At 39.6% G+C, this 17,106-nt stretch carries 11 protein-coding genes, 1 tRNA gene and 1 pseudogene; 11 read left to right on the top strand and 2 right to left on the bottom strand.

Annotated features, from left to right (window positions below; all coding sequences use genetic code 11):
• The 6 genes and pseudogenes from HHT355_RS11635 to HHT355_RS11615 all read left to right on the top strand — a co-directional run bounded on the left by HHT355_RS11635 (position 1) and on the right by HHT355_RS11615 (position 8,382).
• Entirely contained in the window at positions 1–1,086 is a 1,086-nt protein-coding gene (locus tag HHT355_RS11635; protein ID WP_103203618.1) for a carbamoyl phosphate synthase small subunit, read from the top strand.
• Positions 1,076–4,159, top strand: a pseudogene (gene carB, locus HHT355_RS11630) (carbamoyl-phosphate synthase large subunit); the annotation flags it as partial. The gene HHT355_RS11635 and the pseudogene carB, both read left to right, overlap by 11 nt.
• A 42-nt stretch (positions 4,160–4,201) precedes the next feature.
• Positions 4,202–5,020, top strand: a complete 819-nt coding sequence (gene dapF / locus HHT355_RS13985; protein WP_408609720.1) for a diaminopimelate epimerase — start codon at positions 4,202–4,204, stop codon at positions 5,018–5,020.
• Positions 5,021–5,328: 308 nt separating this feature from the next.
• A complete protein-coding gene (gene hisH / locus HHT355_RS11625) occupies positions 5,329–5,937 on the top strand; it encodes an imidazole glycerol phosphate synthase subunit HisH (RefSeq protein ID WP_103203616.1) in 609 nt (202 codons plus the stop codon).
• Positions 5,937–6,731, top strand: a complete 795-nt coding sequence (gene hisF, locus HHT355_RS11620) for an imidazole glycerol phosphate synthase subunit HisF (protein ID WP_103203615.1) — start codon at positions 5,937–5,939, stop codon at positions 6,729–6,731. Before hisH ends, hisF begins: the two co-directional genes overlap by 1 nt.
• 469 nt (positions 6,732–7,200) lie before the next feature.
• Positions 7,201–8,382: an LL-diaminopimelate aminotransferase gene (locus HHT355_RS11615; RefSeq protein ID WP_103203614.1), complete on the top strand. Its 1,182-nt coding sequence runs from the start codon at positions 7,201–7,203 to the stop codon at positions 8,380–8,382.
• Between the two features lie 332 nt (positions 8,383–8,714).
• Here the strand turns inward: HHT355_RS11615 and HHT355_RS11610 are convergent, their stop codons facing one another.
• Complete coding sequence (locus HHT355_RS11610; RefSeq protein WP_103203613.1) at positions 8,715–10,808, bottom strand: glutamine synthetase III family protein; 2,094 nt, start codon at positions 10,806–10,808, stop codon at positions 8,715–8,717.
• A 35-nt stretch (positions 10,809–10,843) separates the two neighbouring features.
• Positions 10,844–11,851 carry an aspartate--ammonia ligase gene (gene asnA, locus HHT355_RS11605; protein WP_103203612.1) on the bottom strand — a complete coding sequence of 336 codons (1,008 nt, stop codon included), beginning with the start codon at positions 11,849–11,851 and terminating at the stop codon, positions 10,844–10,846.
• A gap of 426 nt (positions 11,852–12,277) precedes the next feature.
• Here asnA and HHT355_RS11600 point away from each other — a divergent pair, with 426 nt between their 5' ends.
• The 5 genes from HHT355_RS11600 (at position 12,278) to HHT355_RS11580 (ending at position 16,995) form a co-directional block, all read left to right on the top strand.
• Positions 12,278–13,354: a hypothetical protein gene (locus HHT355_RS11600; RefSeq protein WP_103203611.1), complete on the top strand. Its 1,077-nt coding sequence runs from the start codon at positions 12,278–12,280 to the stop codon at positions 13,352–13,354.
• Between the two features lie 280 nt (positions 13,355–13,634).
• Positions 13,635–13,719: transfer RNA gene (locus HHT355_RS11590), tRNA-Leu, on the top strand.
• A 477-nt stretch (positions 13,720–14,196) separates the two neighbouring features.
• On the top strand, positions 14,197–14,595 hold the full coding sequence (locus tag HHT355_RS11585) for a hypothetical protein (protein ID WP_103203609.1): 399 nt from the start codon (positions 14,197–14,199) through the stop codon (positions 14,593–14,595).
• Positions 14,596–14,686: 91 nt separating this feature from the next.
• Positions 14,687–14,836 carry a YbaK/EbsC family protein gene (locus HHT355_RS13665; RefSeq protein ID WP_158245962.1) on the top strand — a complete coding sequence of 50 codons (150 nt, stop codon included), beginning with the start codon at positions 14,687–14,689 and terminating at the stop codon, positions 14,834–14,836.
• A 161-nt stretch (positions 14,837–14,997) separates the two neighbouring features.
• Complete coding sequence (locus HHT355_RS11580; RefSeq protein WP_103203608.1) at positions 14,998–16,995, top strand: multicopper oxidase family protein; 1,998 nt, start codon at positions 14,998–15,000, stop codon at positions 16,993–16,995.
• Positions 16,996–17,106: the final 111 nt, after the last annotated feature.

The raw sequence follows: 17,106 nt of genomic DNA, 5'->3' as shown, positions 1-17,106 counted from the left end.
ATGAGCACCCTGTATTTGATTTTGGAAAACGGTATGGTCTTTGAGGGTTTTAGTTTCGGGGCCGAGAAGGATGTGACGGGAGAAATTGTATTTACCACAGGAATGAACGGATATTTGGAAACCCTTACGGATCTTAGTTATTACGGTCAAATTGTGCTTCATACCTTCCCCCTTATAGGCAATTATGGAGTAATATCACAGGATTTTGAAAGCACATCCGTCGGTCCCTTAGCATATATAGTTAAAACACCATGCCAAGCCCCCTCAAATTTTCGCAGTGAGGGTCAGCTTGACATTTTTTTGAAGGAAAGAAATATTCCCGGGCTTTACGGAATTGATACCAGAGCTCTTACAAGGATAATAAGGGAACAGGGTGTTATGAACGGACGGATTACAAAAGAAAGCCCGGATAAGGTTTCTTTGGATGAAATATGCTCATACAGAATAAAAAATGCTGTTCAGGCAGTTTCCTGCACTGAGCGGAAGTTTTATAAATCGGATAACGGAAAATATACCGTTGCTTTGCTTGATTTCGGTTTAAAGGAGAACATAAAGAGAGAGCTTTTAAAAAGGGGTTGTAACGTATGGGTACTTCCCTGGAACACGTCTTATACGGACATAATGGACCTGGCTCCCGACGGAATAATGCTCAGTAACGGGCCGGGTGATCCGGCAGAGAATACGGAGATTATCAGAAATTTAAAGGAACTTATTAAGACAGGAACGGTTATATTCGGAATCTGCCTGGGACACCAGCTTCTTGCCCTGGCCCACGGTTTTGAGACATATAAACTGAAATACGGTCATCGCGGAGCCAACCAGCCCGTTAAGGATATGAACACGGGAAGGGTTTACATAACCAGCCAAAATCATGGGTATGCGGTCAAAAGAGAGACTATTGACAAAAATCTGGCTGAGGAATGGTTTGTCAATGTCAATGACGGTACCTGTGAGGGTATACGGTATAAAAAGACCAAAGCATTCTCGGTTCAGTTTCATCCTGAGGCCTGTCACGGTCCCCATGACACCAGGTATCTGTTTGATTTGTTTGTGGATAGAATGGAGGAAAATAAGCATGCCTGTTGATAAAAGTATCAAAAAGACCCTTGTTATCGGATCCGGCCCGATAGTTATAGGTCAGGCTGCGGAATTTGACTACGCAGGAACGCAGGCTTGCCGTGTGCTTAAAGAGGAAGGAATTGAAATTGTTCTTATCAATTCCAACCCTGCGACCATTATGACAGACAAAAATATCGCGGATAAAATTTATATAGAGCCTCTTACCCTTACTACCGTAAAGCGGATTATAGAAAAAGAGCGACCCGACAGCATCCTGTCGGGACTGGGAGGTCAGACGGGGCTTAATCTTTGCATGCAGCTTGCCAAAGAGGGTTTCCTTGAAAAAATGAATATTAGGCTTCTTGGCAGTTCCCCGGAGGCGATTGACAAGGCCGAGGACAGACACTTATTCAGGGAAACCATGAAGCAGATAGGCCGGCCGGTAGTACCTTCCGTTATAGCAACCGATGTTGACGGGGCTTTAAAGTTTGCGGATGAAACGGGTTACCCCGTGATTGTGCGTCCCGCCTTTACTTTAGGAGGAACAGGAGGCGGTATAGCTTATTCCAGGGCTGAGCTTATAGAAATCGCAAAGGGGGGCCTTGCTATGTCGCCCATCCATCAGATACTTGTGGAAAAATCCATAGCAGGCTGGAAAGAAATTGAATTTGAGGTTATGAGGGACAGGGCCGGAAATGCGATTACCGTTTGCTCCATGGAAAACTTTGATCCGGTCGGAATACATACGGGAGACAGCATAGTTATTGCCCCGGCAGTGACACTAGCCGATAAGGAATATCAGATGCTTCGGACCGCGGCCCTTGACATAATTAATGCCCTTGGGGTGGAAGGGGGCTGTAATTGTCAGTTTGCCTTAAATCCCGACAGCTTTGAATATGCGGTTATAGAAGTAAATCCCAGAGTTTCCAGGTCATCCGCCCTGGCAAGCAAGGCTACCGGTTATCCCATAGCAAAGGTTGCAACCAAAATTGCCATCGGATATCATCTGGATGAGATAGTAAATGCGGTGACCGGCAATACTTATGCGGCATTTGAGCCGGCTCTCGATTATGTGGCCGTTAAATTTCCAAAGTGGCCTTTTGATAAGTTTGTATATGCCAAAAGAGAACTGGGTACCCAGATGAAGGCTACCGGAGAAGTAATGGCTATTGCCGATAGCTTTGAAGAGGCTATATTAAAGGCGGTAAGAGGAGCGGAGATAGGCTTAAGAGATCTGGTATTGCCTAAGTTTTTATCCAAGAGCGATATAGAAATTAAAAAGCTATTAAACAAGGCTACCGATGAACGGCTATTTGTAATCTATGAAGCAATCAGGCGAGGTATAAGCATAGATGAAATATTCGATATCACAAAAGTTGACCGCTGGTTCTTATATAAACTGAAAAATATTGCAGACAACATTATGCCTAAAAAGACGGTTTCCTACAAATACAAAATGGTAGATACCTGTGCGGGCGAATTTGCCGCCGTTACCCCTTATTTCTATTCGGTTTCGGATGCGGTGGAAAATGAAGCCCTGGAGTTTATCGAAAAGTCGGATAAACCCCGTGTAGTAGTTTTAGGAAGCGGGCCTATTCGTATCGGTCAGGGTATTGAATTTGACTATGCCTGCGTACATTGTGTCTGGACCCTGAAAAAGATGGGATATGAAGTAATAATCATTAACAATAACCCGGAAACCGTATCTACGGACTTTGATACGGCAGACCGCCTGTATTTTGAGCCGCTTTGCATAGATGATGTAATGAGCATAATAGAAATCGAAAAACCCGTGGGTGTCGTGGTGGCATTCGGCGGTGGAACGGCAGTCAAACTTACAAAAAAACTTCATGAAAGAGGGGTTCCCATAATAGGGACATCTGCCGACAGCATAGATGTTTGCGAGGACAGAAACCGTTTTGATGAGTTGCTGGAAATGTTAAATATACCCCGGCCCAAAGGCTACTGCGTCATGACAACAGACGAGGCTTTGACGGCAGCGGCAAAACTGGGATACCCGGTTCTTATGAGGCCGTCTTACGTCCTTGGCGGCCAGAACATGATTATAGCCTTTGATCCGGATGATATTTGCGAGTATATGGAAATTATCTTAAGCAGCAAGCAGGAAAATCCGGTCCTTATCGATAAATACCTTTCGGGAATAGAGCTTGAGGTGGATGCCATCAGTGACGGCGAGGACGTATTTATACCGGGTATAATGGAGCATATAGAAAGAACCGGGGTCCATTCCGGAGACAGTATAGCCGTATATCCTCCGGTAAATGTGGATGACGAGCTTGCCGAAAGAATTTTTGATATAACCAAAAAACTTTGTATAGAACTTCAGGTAAAAGGCATTGTTAATATCCAGTATATTCTGCATGAGAATGAAATTTATGTTATAGAGGTAAACCCGAGGGCATCCCGAACGGTACCTTATATGAGCAAGGTAACCGGGGTACCCATGTGCGAACTGGCTACCAGAGTCAGCATGGGTGAGACTCTTGAAACTATGGGAATTAAAAGTGGTATAGGGAAAATCCCTCCTTATGTAGCCGTTAAGGTGCCTGTATTTTCGTTTGAAAAACTGGCGGATGTGGATACCCACCTGGGCCCGGAGATGAAATCTACCGGAGAGGTCTTAGGCATAGGAAAGAATCTGAGGGAAGCCTTATATAAAGGTCTGGTTGCGGCAGGATACAGGCTAAAAAAACAGGGCGGAGTTTTAATTACCGTAAGAGACAGCGACAAACCCGAAACCGTATTTATTGCAAGAAAGTTGTTAAAATGCGGCTTTACCCTTTATGCTACCCGGGGAACGGCTGATTACCTTTCAAAACGAGGCTTAAAAGTACATGCGGTAGGTAAAATACACGAAGAAAAAGAAAACAATACGGCATCGCTTCTTGAAAGCGGAAAAATAAGCTACATAATTTCCACATCCACTAAGGGAAGAGATCCGGCCCAGGATGACGTAAAACTTCGAAGGCGGGCTGTGGCGTTAGGAATCCCCTGCCTAACCTCGGTAAATACGGCGGATGCTTTGGCGGAATGCCTTTTGTCCGGGTATTCCGAGATTAACACAGAACTGATTGATATAAATGATTTAAGAAGTGAGCATTTAAAACTAAAATTTACAAAGATGCAAAGCTGCGGCAACGACTATATATACATTAACTGTTTTGATACTGAGATAAATTCCCCCGAATCTTTGTCGGTATTTTTGTCCGACCGTCATTACGGAGTAGGCAGCGACGGAATAGTCCTGATTTTGCCATCAGATAAGGCCGATGCCAGGATGCGGATGTTCAATCTGGACGGCAGTGAAGGCAGGATGTGCGGCAATGCTATCCGCTGTGTAGCAAAATACCTGTATGACAATAATATCGTCCGCAAGAAAGACATGGCTATAGAAACTATGTCGGGAATAAAAAGGCTTAAACTTTATACCCAAAACGGCCTGGTTTCATCCGTCAGGGTCGATATGGGAAAAGCCGAACTTAATCCTAAAAGCATTCCCGTAAACCTGTCGGGGGAGAGTATAATAGCCCGAAACGTTGTTATAGGGGATAAAGAGTATTCCATAACCTGCGTTTCTATGGGAAATCCTCACTGCGTGGTATTTTGCGGGGATGTGGACTTACTTAAGCTTTCCGAAATCGGGCCTTTATTCGAACATAATCCTTTGTTCCCCGACAGGGTAAACACCGAGTTTGTGCAGGTTTTAGGGGAAAATAATATAAAGATAAGAGTCTGGGAACGGGGAAGCGGTGAAACTATGGCCTGCGGAACCGGTGCCTGTGCGGCTGCCGTAGCTTCGGTACTGAATGGATATTGTAAGAAAGATGAGGATATTTTGGTACAGCTCTTAGGCGGCGACCTTATAATCCGCTATACCGACAATACGGTTTACATGACCGGTGACTGCAAGAAGGTTTTTGACGGAGAGGTGGAAATATAAAACGATTCGGTATCGGGAACGGATGATGAAAGTTTATATAGGCAAATGCAGGATTATACATATAAACAAATAAGATTATACACATAAATATAAGAAAATTAAATAAAAGATTAATATTAAAAAATTATATATAAGAAAATTCGATAAATACAGGTAAATAAAGATGTTATCCTTATGGTACAAAAATTAAGGTATTTTCATATAATCATTCGTTTCCTAAAAAATTATTTTGGTTAATTTTTATATTGTATATTTATGCAGTCATCTGTTATGATACATAAAAACATAAATAGAAATGGGGAGATAACTTGATCGGTATAATAGATTATAAGGCAGGAAACGGCCCCAGTGTATTATCGGCAGTTGCACATCTGGGTTACAAAGCTGAACTGGTAAATACGCCTGAAAGAGTGCTTCAAATGACCCACATCATAATGCCCGGTGTAGGCTCTGCCGGAGCTACTATGGAATCTCTAAAGGAACTGGGTCTTATTGATGCCATAAAGACGGCTGTTCTTGAAAATAAGGTACCTTTTCTTGGAGTCTGTGTAGGTATGCAGATCCTTTTTGACCACAGTGAGGAGGATGATGCCGACTGCTTGGGCTTTTTGCCCGGACAGGTGGTAAAGTTTGACCGTGAAAAAGTTCGTGTGCCCCAGATGGGATGGAATAAGGTTACTTTCTCGGAAAATATGGGATATAAAGCTGAAGACGATTATTTTTATTTTGTTAATTCATATTATGTAGTTCCGGAAGATAAGAGCCATATTTGGGGTACGGCGGATTACGGCGGTCTGTTTACGGCGGCGGTATGTAAGGGAAATATATACGGAACCCAGTTTCATATAGAAAAGAGTGCGAAAGCCGGCCTTTCACTGCTTAACGGTTTCCTCTCTTTGAAAGGAGGGAGGTTATAATGATAACCAAACGTTTAATAGCCTGTTTTGACATTATAGGAGACAGGGTAACCAAGGCCGTAAAGTTTCAGGACAATATAGATGTGGGTCCAGCAGAAGATTTGGCTTCAGTAATGTATGATGAACAGATTGATGAACTTATATTTTATGATATAACAGCCAGTGCCGAAAAAAGAAGGATTAATATAGAAGTGGTTAAAAAAGTTGCCGCACGTATATTTATCCCTTTTACCGTGGGCGGAGGCATAAAAAACCTTGAAGATATGCATGAGGCCCTTAAGGCGGGAGCCGAAAAAATCAGCATAGATTCTATGGCCGTAAGAAACCCGGCTATTATAAAAGAAGGGGCTTTGGCTTTCGGATCTCAGTGCATAGTTCTTTCCACTCAGGTTAAAAGAACACAAAAATCTTTAAAAATTCCGAGCGGGTATGAAGTATACATTGACGGTGCCCGCCTGGCAACCGGAATGGATGCCATAGAATGGATAAAAAGGGGGCAGGACCTGGGAGCCGGAGAAATATGCATAAACAGTATCGACAATGACGGTACCCTGTCAGGTTATGATATTGAGCTTATGCAAATGGCAGGTGAGGCCGTATCGGTTCCTTTGATAGCATCCGGCGGGGCAGGAAAACCCGAACATTTAAAAGAGCTTTTTTCAAAGACGGCTGCCCAGGCTGCTATAATAAGCAGTATGCTTTACTCTCCGAGAATGGAGAGGAATTATAAAGTGGCGGAAATAAAGGAATACCTGATGAAAGAAAATATTCATGTAAGGCCGATCAGAGTGTAAAATAAAATACACATTAGATTTAATTAAAAGTAAATATGAAAGATAGAGAAAAAGATAGAGAATAAGAATGTATTGTATACACGCCATCTTAGCGGATCTGTTAACAAGGGAAAACCTTACCTGCTAAAAAGCATGAATAATTTTATTTTAAAACACATAAATATAAATTTTTATTAACAGCATACAGCAATATTTAATATTTAATGTAAATTTTATGTAATACCTAATAAATTCTTTATGTAATACATGTAATACTTAATGTAATACTATTATGAACATTTATAAATACATTTATAGATACATTTGTAAATGCATTTATAGATACATTTATGAATACATCATACTTCTGTGTGAAGCTGATAAAATCACTTTAAACACCTGGAAATTAAAAGGATAAAAGACACCCTTAAAAGGCATGTATTTTGAAACGGAATCCTTGTAATGAAATAAGAATGAGAAAGGGGTAGTTATGAAAATCAATAAAAATTATTTAAATTTAAAGGACAGTTACCTGTTTTCATTAATAGGAAGAAAAGTAAGGGAATATAAAGAGCAAAATCCGGATAAGGAAGTAATCAGCCTAGGCATAGGAGATGTTACAAGGCCTCTGGTACCGGCTGTCGTAGAAGCGTTAAGTAAGGCCTCTTTTGAAATGGGAAATAAGGAAACTTTCAGAGGATACGGCGAAGAGCAGGGCTACGGCTTTTTACGGCAGGCTATATGCGGTTATTATAAGAAAAAGGGTGTGGACTTAACCGAGCAGGAAGTTTTTATAAGCGACGGAGCCAAAAGTGACCTCGGCAACATCCTTGACATATTCGAAACAGACAATACCGTGCTTATTCCAGATCCGGTTTATCCGGTATATGTTGATACCAATATAATGGATGGAAGAAAGATTATTTTTATGAACGGAAATGAGGAAAATAATTTTCTTCCTATGCCCGATTATAAAGTGGAAGCTGATATTATATATATTTGCTCACCAAACAATCCGACCGGAGCCGTATACGGCAAAGAGGCACTGAAAGAATGGGTTAATTATGCTTTAAAAAGGGATGCGGTAATTTTATTTGACAGTGCTTATGAAAGCTATATTCAGGATGAGAAACTGCCTACAAGCATATATCAGATTGAGGGAGCAAAGAAGTGTGCCATAGAATTCTGCTCTTTGTCCAAAACAGCCGGTTTTACCGGAACAAGATGCGGGTATACTGTTATACCCATGGAACTTATAAGAGACGGTGTACCGCTTAACAAATTATGGTTAAGAAGGCAGACCACTAAGTTTAACGGGGTTCCGTATATTATACAAAGAGGTGCCGAAGCGGTATTTTCGGACACAGGCCTTGGGCAAATAAAAGAAAATATAGCTTATTATATGGAAAATGCCCGGATTATAACCGATACCTTAAAAAAGCTTGGCATATGGTTTGTGGGCGGAGAAAATTCCCCTTATATCTGGCTTAAATGTCCGAAAAATATGTTATCCTGGGAGTTTTTTGACTATCTGCTTACAAACGCACAGGTTGTGGGTACACCGGGGGCAGGGTTTGGAAATAACGGCGAGGGCTTCTTTAGGCTGACCGCCTTTGGCGACAGGGAAAAAGTGATTACAGCAATGGAAAGAATTAAGAATTTAATGCTATGAAGTTTATAATTGAATAATAAAGCCTTGGCAGACGTAGATTTTGTGAGATTAAAGAAGATAAAAATGTTTATAAACTTAGTGTCTAATTTATAAATATCAAAGTTAAAATCATCATAGTAAAAACCATAGCAATAAATATCATAGCATTCAAATTGCTAAATTTGATAAATACCGGAGTTTAAGATAAGTAAATAGGGATTTAATAATTAAGGGCATAATTTACACTTATAAATCACCTTTATTAGGTTAAGGAAATGGCAGCAGGTGATTTATAAGTGTTTTTTCTGCGCCTATTCATAGTTTAAATTCTTACCGTAAATTAATTGACCGGATTAGATTACACTGTATAAAATCTCAGCATAAGTAGGATACGGCCAATATTTCTTTGCAACAACAGTTTCAAGTTCATCTACAATAAGACGAAGCTCGGACATGGCTACAAATACTTTGTCACGATAGAATCTGGCAACACTTAAAGCGTCACTTTGAGATTTTGATTCAAGTAAGGTGTTTTCCAGCTCTTCAAGCTTCTTAACCAAACGGGAAGAAAGCCTTGAGAGTTTATCTACCAATTGCTCTTCAAGTGTGCAGTCGAAACTGCTTCCGCATGCTTTTTTGCTGTTAAGAAGCTGCAGTTCTTCATTCTGATAGCTTACGCAGGCAGGAATAATGCCTTTCTTAACCATATCGATCATGGTCAGAGCTTCGATATGCAGGGTCTTGCTGTAATTTTCAAGCAAAATTTCGTATCGGGAATGAATTTCAGTTTCGGTAAATACATGATGGCGGGTAAACAAATCTATGCTCTTTTGTGATACAAAGGCGGGAAGTGCATCAACTGTAGTCTTCAGATTAGACAGGCCGCGTCTTTTTGCCTCCTGTACCCATTCTTCAGAGTAGTTGTTGCCATTGAAGATGATGCGCTTATGTTCACTAATGGTCTTTTGTATGAGTTTAGTCAAATCACCTTTAAAGTCCTCGGAATTTTCTAGAACATCCGCAAATTCCCTCAATACTTCTGCAACAGCAGTATTCAGAACTATATTCGGACCTGCAATCGAGAATGCAGAGCCAAGCATACGAAACTCGAATTTGTTGCCGGTAAATGCAAACGGTGATGTACGGTTACGGTCGGTGGTATCCTTAGGGAAGTGAGGCAGTACCGTAACACCGATTTCCATTTGGTGTTTTTCTTTACCTTGGTAGGCAGTACCGTTTTCAATAGCTTCAAGAAGCTGTGTAAGCTCATCACCCAAGAACATGGATACGATAGCCGGAGGGGCTTCGTTTGCTCCAAGCCTGTGGTCGTTGCCTGCGCTGGCAACGGATACTCTAAGAAGATCCTGATATTCGTCTACTGCCTTGATTACAGCCACCAGGAATAACAGGAACTGAGCATTTTCATAAGGTGTATCGCCGGGCTCAAGCAGGTTTACTCCGGTATCGGTGGAAATAGACCAGTTGTTGTGCTTGCCGCTTCCGTTGACACCTGCAAAAGGTTTCTCATGGAGCAGGCATGTAAGGCCGTGTTTGTTGGCTATGCTCTTTAGAAGTTCCATGGTAAGCTGGTTATGGTCGGTGGCTATATTTGTGGTACCAAACACAGGGGCCAGCTCATGCTGTGCCGGAGCAACCTCGTTGTGTTTGGTTTTTGCCGGAACCCCAAGTTTCCATAATTCTTCCTCCAGCTCTTTCATAAATGCGGCCACACGAGGCTTGATATTGCCAAAGTAGTGGTCTTCCATTTCCTGCCCCTTGGGAGGCCTTGCGCCAAACAGGGTTCTGCCGGTGTAAATTAAATCAGGACGCTTTAAATATACTTCTTTATCTATAAGGAAGTATTCCTGTTCGGGACCTACAGTGGTAATAACCCTTTTTGCGTCCTTGTTGCCGAAAAGCCTAAGGATACGCATAGCTTGTTTATCAAGGGCTTCCATGGATCTAAGCAGAGGAGTCTTTTTATCCAAAGCTTCACCGCTGTATGAACAGAAAGCCGTAGGTATATATAGGGTACCGTCCTTGATAAAGGCATAGGATGTTAAATCCCAAACGGTATAACCTCTTGCTTCAAAAGTAGCCCTTAAACCACCTGAAGGGAAGCTTGAAGCATCAGGCTCTCCCTTAATCAGTTCCTTTCCTGAAAATTCCATGATGACACGACCGTCTTTTTGAGGAGATATAAAGCTGTCGTGCTTTTCTGCCGTAACGCCGGTCATCGGCTGGAACCAGTGGGTATAATGGGTAGCCCCTTTTTCTACAGCCCAATCTTTCATAGCATTGGCTACAACATTGGCTACGTCAAGTTCAAGATGAGTTCCCTCTGTCATTGTTTTCTTTAATGCTTTATATATATCTTTGGGCAGTCTGGCCTGCATAACGGCATCATTAAAAACCATACTGCCGAACAAATTAGGTACATCCTTCATTTTAATTCCCCCTTTTTCTTTTACTTATGTACATTTTACAGTAATATTATTCCGGCAGCTTCACAGGCTGAGATAGTCTCCTGATCCCAAACAGATGCCTGAACCTCGCCGATGTGCGCTTTTCCGAGAAGGAGCATGCACAGGCGGGATTGACCTATACCGCCGCCCATAGTCAGAGGCAGTTTGCCTTCGAGTAAGTCTTTGTGGAAGGGCAGTTTGGCACGATGTTCACAGCCTGCTTTTACAAGCTGTTCTTTAAGAGATACTTCATCTACTCTGATACCCATGGATGAAACTTCATGAGCACATCCTAAAAGATCGTTCCAGAATACGATATCTCCGTTAAGCTGCCAATCGTCATAATCGGGAGCTCTTCCGTCATGTTTCTGGCCGGATTTAAGAAGATCGCCGATCTGCATTATAAAGGCAGTTTTATGTTCTCTTAGGTATTCGTTTTCTCTTTCCTTCGGGGAAAGTTCCGGATACATATCTTCCAGTTCCTGAGTGGTTATAAAGCTTACTTCAGGTGAAAGCAGATCGGGAAGTCCGGCAAAATGTGCTTTTAACTCTTTTTGTGTTTCGCAGATTGCACCGACAATTTTACGTACGGTATCTTTTAGTGTTTCAACGTTTCGGGTTTCGCGGTCTATAACTTTTTCCCAGTCCCACTGATCAACATATATGGAGTGAAGGTTATCCATATCCTCATCTCTGCGTACCGCATTCATATCGGTATACAAGCCTTCACCGACTTTAAAACCGTACTTGTGAAGCGCATAACGTTTCCATTTGGCCAGGGAGTGAACAATCTGTGCCGTACCTTGGGTTTCCCTAATATCAAATTCAACCGGACGCTCTACTCCGTTTAAGTCATCGTTAAGACCGGTTTGAGGCTCAACAAAAAGCGGAGCCGATACCCGTTTCAAGTTCAGGGCTTTAGATAAATTGTCCTCAAAAATCCTCTTAATCATGCCGATTGCAGTCTGTGTTTCATACAAGGTTAAAGCTGAACGATAAGCCTTTGGTATGAATACTTTGCTCATATCTACCCATCCTCTCTTTAAAATTTAATAAAATAAAAACGGCGCTGTGGAAATATTTCCACAGCGCCGTTGCTGTTTACTCATCAAGTATATTATATGATTTTTTAAATGTCAATCCTTAAAATGTAAATTTTAAATATATTATTAACCTAATAAAAATCAGGCGGTATAAATATATATTTTCAGATTGATACCTGTAATTATAAACATTCATTAGCAAATTATGTTTGCGTCTGACAGATTATTGAAATATAATTAATAAATAACTTTAGTATATTATATGCACGGAGAGAAAAATGATACCAATATTTTAGTAATAGAAAAATTTAAACAGATATTTAAAAAATGTTGTAAACAGATGTTGCAAATTTATTGTTTGCTTGTCTATATAAATAGATTTATCAAAAGTTAAAGGAGATATGTTTTATGAAGAAAAATAAAAAAATTTTTAACACCAGATTATCTTCTGTATTAAGCATATTCTTCATATGTATACTTATAGTATCATGCTCGGGTTCATTCAAAAAGTTGGCAAATACCGACAGCAACAAGGTTGATTTGGATTTGTCAAAACATTTTTCCGGACAGATTCAACCGGTTAGCGATTATTTTACTGAAGAATCTGTTTCAGAATATAAAAATTTCAAAGATTACACTTTACCCGATCCTGAATACGAAATTGGCATTTACTGCTTTAACGGAAATGAAGTATATGCCGAAGCAGCTAAAATAGATGGTTTAAGTCAAGGCATATCAAGCCGGCAATTATGCATTATGCGTTTTAATATGGATACCGGAACCTGGCAGACAGTGTATGAATACGAAGGGGAATCAGGATACGGAAGAATATATCACATATGTGAATATAAAGGAAGGCTGTTTTGGAATTATATTAAGATGAATGAGGCCGTAACAAGTTTAATTTATGAGTATGATTTAGAGAATGGTAAAATATGGAGCATTAAAGAATATTCTGAGATTGATCAGATGCATATTTTTGATAAATATTTGGTCTTATATGAATTTATCAGCAATGATGATAAAAACATTCATGTTATTGACCTTGACACTAATAAGTCATTTAAATTCAGTTTAGATGACTTAAAAATGGCAAAATCGTTTGTTATTCCGTCAGTTTATAACGGAATGATAACTTATGCCTTAAAAAATGAGGATGACGGGTGTTTCTATATTGAATCTGCAAATATTTATACAAACGATTTGGAAGAATGTATTAAAGTTGGAAGTTCAAATATACTATATGCGGTACGAGCTGATGATTACATCGCGTGGATATCGGAAGATTCATCAAAATATAGGGCTTATCTTTATGATAATGGGGAGTTGTATTTATTGTATGAGGAACCGGAAGCCCGGCTTTCCTTAGGTAGTGAAGACGGATTTCTGCTACTGAAAATAATTAATACTGATCAGGAAAGCATTTGTTACGTTGATATGGCAAACAAAACATTAAGGAATAAAACTATTGTTTATAATAAGTAAAAAGAGGATAATTATAATTATTTCTACACCGTATAACATCCATTTAAAAAACGACAAAAGGCCGGTAACTTTGAATGGTACCGGTCTGTTTATTAATAAAACTTGGATATACGAAGTAGTTTTAACTGGTCACCTTTTGATTAAATCAGGCAAAAATTTAAAATTGTAAGAATTTTTCATTCAATTTCTATCAATTTCTTTTAAGTTTAGTATTGCTTTTTAGATTAAATATTGTTATAATATAATTCGTTCGCTAGAAAAATTAGCGTAAAAAATATAGGCAGTCGTGGCGGAATTGGCATACGCGCTAGACTAAGGATCTAGTCCGGGTTTTCTGGGTAGGGGTTCAAGTCCCCTCGACTGCATCAGTTATTAAGGGTTCCGACGTTTATAATAACGTTGGAATTTTTTTTGTATATGCAGTCATATTATCCTTAGTTATAAGTTCATTTTCATGGTTTATAGCCCGGTTAGCCGTTTATGGCTTTTCTTTGGCTTATTTAAAGATGCTGTCGCAAATACATGCTGCTTATATTAATAATTTATAATTATTTTCATTTCTGTATAGATCGTCAGAATATTATGAAACTTCATTTTATATTTGAAGTTGTCATATCTTAATATAAGAATTATATTTTATTACATTGTCACCGTTAGTAATATCAGCTATAATAATTTTAAATTACCGTTTATTTTATTCTGTTTATATCTAATTCAAATTCTGCCGTTACAAATATTTTCACTTAAAATAGTTTTTTATAAAAGCTGCTTTTTGATATATTGTCACTTACGACTGCCAGTGTTTAAAAATTTCAATATATAATAATAGAAGAGGGAGATCGATGAATAAAGTTAAGGAAAAATATCTTTCATTCCTAAATGAAAAGATTGAAGGATATAAACGTACCGTTGAGGCTTATAAGGCTGAAGGCCGAAAGGATGAAGCTGAACTTGAGCGGATTAAAGCCAATTTATATGAGTTATTCAAGGCTTTATTCATTACGGATACAAAGCAATTGGAAGGAAAAGATTTAAGCAGATACAAGGATATAAATTTGTTTGCCGACTTTTTGCTAAGATTTGATACTATACCGGCAAACTGGAAAGTGTTTTTGGAACAAGCTAAAGAAAACAATGATAAAGTAAGACAAATAATTGAAGAAACAAAACTGGAAATAGTAATGGATTTGAAGGAAAAGCTAATTTCGATGGTTAATGAAGAATTAGAGGTTAATGTATAATAGCATTAGAATTATAATACAGGAAATTAAAGATGATTTGTACATATATACTTATAATGACTGAACAGTAATACAGGATTGAAGGGAAAATATGAGCTATACAGTATATCAGGGCAGACCTGAAACTTATTTTGTCTGTTATTCTTGCATCAATACATCAAGGATCCGTTTTAAAACGGCAGATCTTACAAGGAAAGTGCTTCCTGCCATAGGGCATGAGCCTACTTATGTGAATTTATAAAAGATTTTACTGATCTCTTTAAATATACATTTTGGAACTTACAGAATTTAATGTTATATTAAAATTGGTGATAATATAATATTTGAATACGGTCGAAATAAGAACCTTCTTGACGAATGTTTCATAATATATTTTAAGAACATTCGGAAAGAAGGCTTTTTATGGCTTTATCAAATAGTGGCAAAAGATCACATAGAGGCAGAAGAAAATTAAAAAAGAATCTATCAAAGAAAAGAAGGAAGAATCTTACCATAAAAGAATCTAAAGAATTAAAAAAATTAAAAAAGTTCGGGAAAATTAAAAAAAGCAAAGAGCCAAAGGAAACGCCGGTTGTTCGGGTTGAAAAACTGGATCCTCTTGCAATACCAAAGTATGTAAATAAATTGGAAAAACCTCTTACTTTTTTCCCTCAAACGGTTAAGGAAAAAATAAAGAAAAATGGTGAGCACCACATTCAGATACAGCACCATTACAAGATTGATATATGCGAGACAATGCAGCAGATATTGCCGCCCGGATTCCCAAAGACCAAGGTATACGGTTACGGTGGATTTGTTCATGATCCTAAAACGAATAAACTGATTTATCATGTCAGTTCACCGGGAAGTACCTTTGAGGCAAAACGGGGCATACCGGTCGTGGTAAAATGGAAAAACAAGATTAAGGAACCTCATTTTTTGGCGGTAGATCCTACTCTGCATTGGGCAAATCCTAACGGTATGCCCATGGACCCGCCGAAACCGTGGCCGTCTTTCCCGCCGGGATTTAAGAATGCCCAGTGGCCTGTACCGACGGTAACACATCTACACGGCGTCGAGGTGCAGTCAGACAGCGATGGCCATCCTGAAGCCTGGTTTACTCATGATGGAAAACACGGACCGGCTTTTGTAAGTGATACTTATACCTACCCTAACACTCAGGAGCCGGCAACCTTGTGGTATCATGATCATACGTTAGGTATGACAAGGCTAAATGTATATGCCGGTCTGGCCGGTTTTTATCTTCTTAGGGATGAAAAGGTATCTAAAAAGAAATTTTCCGAGCAAAGATTGGATTTACCCTCAGGAGATTATGAGATTCCTTTGATTATACAGGATAAGATGTTTAATACTGACGGTTCTTTGCTGTTTATAAATGAGGGAACTACTCCCGAAGAAAATCCTTATTGGTCTCCGGGCTTTTTCGGAGATGTTATTGTGGTAAACGGTAAGGCATGGCCTAACTTGGATGTGGAAAGACGCCAGTATCGTTTCAGAATACTTAACGGTTCAAACTCAAGATTCTATAATCTCAGTTTTTCAAACGGTATGAAATTTACTCAGATTGGCAGTGACGGAGGATTGCTAAAGTATCCCGCAGAATTGCAATCACTTTTGATTGCACCTGGTGAAAGAGCTGATATTGTAGTGGACTTTTCGGGTATTGAGCCGGGTACGAAAATAGTTCTTTTAAATAATGCACCGGCTCCGTATCCTTTTGGTGCTCCGCCTGATCCTGAAACGGTCGGTCAAATAATGCAATTTACGGTTCCATTAGATGCGGCTAAACCCGTTAAGCCCAAGGAACTTCCGAAAGTTTTAAATTATATTCCGACTTTGTATGCCGATGTGCCAAGACGGATTTTAACTGTAAATGATATTGCGGCATCCGGCGGTATACCAACCATGATGCTTCTTAACGGACAGTTGTGGACGGATAACGTTACAGAAACTCCCATAGTGGGTGCCACTGAGGACTGGTATATTGTAAGTCTGACCGCTGGCTCCCATCCAATTCATTTACATCTGATCCAGTTCCAGATCATCGGCCGGCATAATTTTAATGTAAATGCCTATGAAGGAGAATGGAGCAGGATAAACGGGCCGTTGCCTCTTAAAAAACCTCCCGTAGCAATACCCGTAGAGCCGTTCTTAATAGGAGAACCGATTCCGCCTGCTGAAAACGAAAGAGGCTGGAAGGATACGGTTATAGTTCATCCAGGCCAGGTAACCAGAATTAGGGTAAGATTTAGCCCGCAGGATGTACCTGAAGGCTTGTCACAACCCGGTGAAAATTATTTCTCCTTTGATCCTGCTTCAGGGGTAGGATATGTATGGCACTGTCATCTATTGGATCATGAAGACAATGAGATGATGAGACCTTTGAAGATAACAAGGTAATTCTATAAACACACCGCTTTGATTTGATAATATAATTATCAAATCAAAGCGGTGTGTTATTATTTTATTACAGCCGTTTTATAAACTTTAAACCAAAGCCTTATTTCGTTA

Origin of the sequence: Herbinix hemicellulosilytica (assembly GCF_002904165.1) — a bacterium.
Lineage (GTDB): Bacteria > Bacillota > Clostridia > Lachnospirales > Lachnospiraceae > Mobilitalea > Mobilitalea hemicellulosilytica.
Note: the sequence above shows the minus strand (reverse complement) of the source record. Positions and strands in the feature narration are given on the sequence as shown.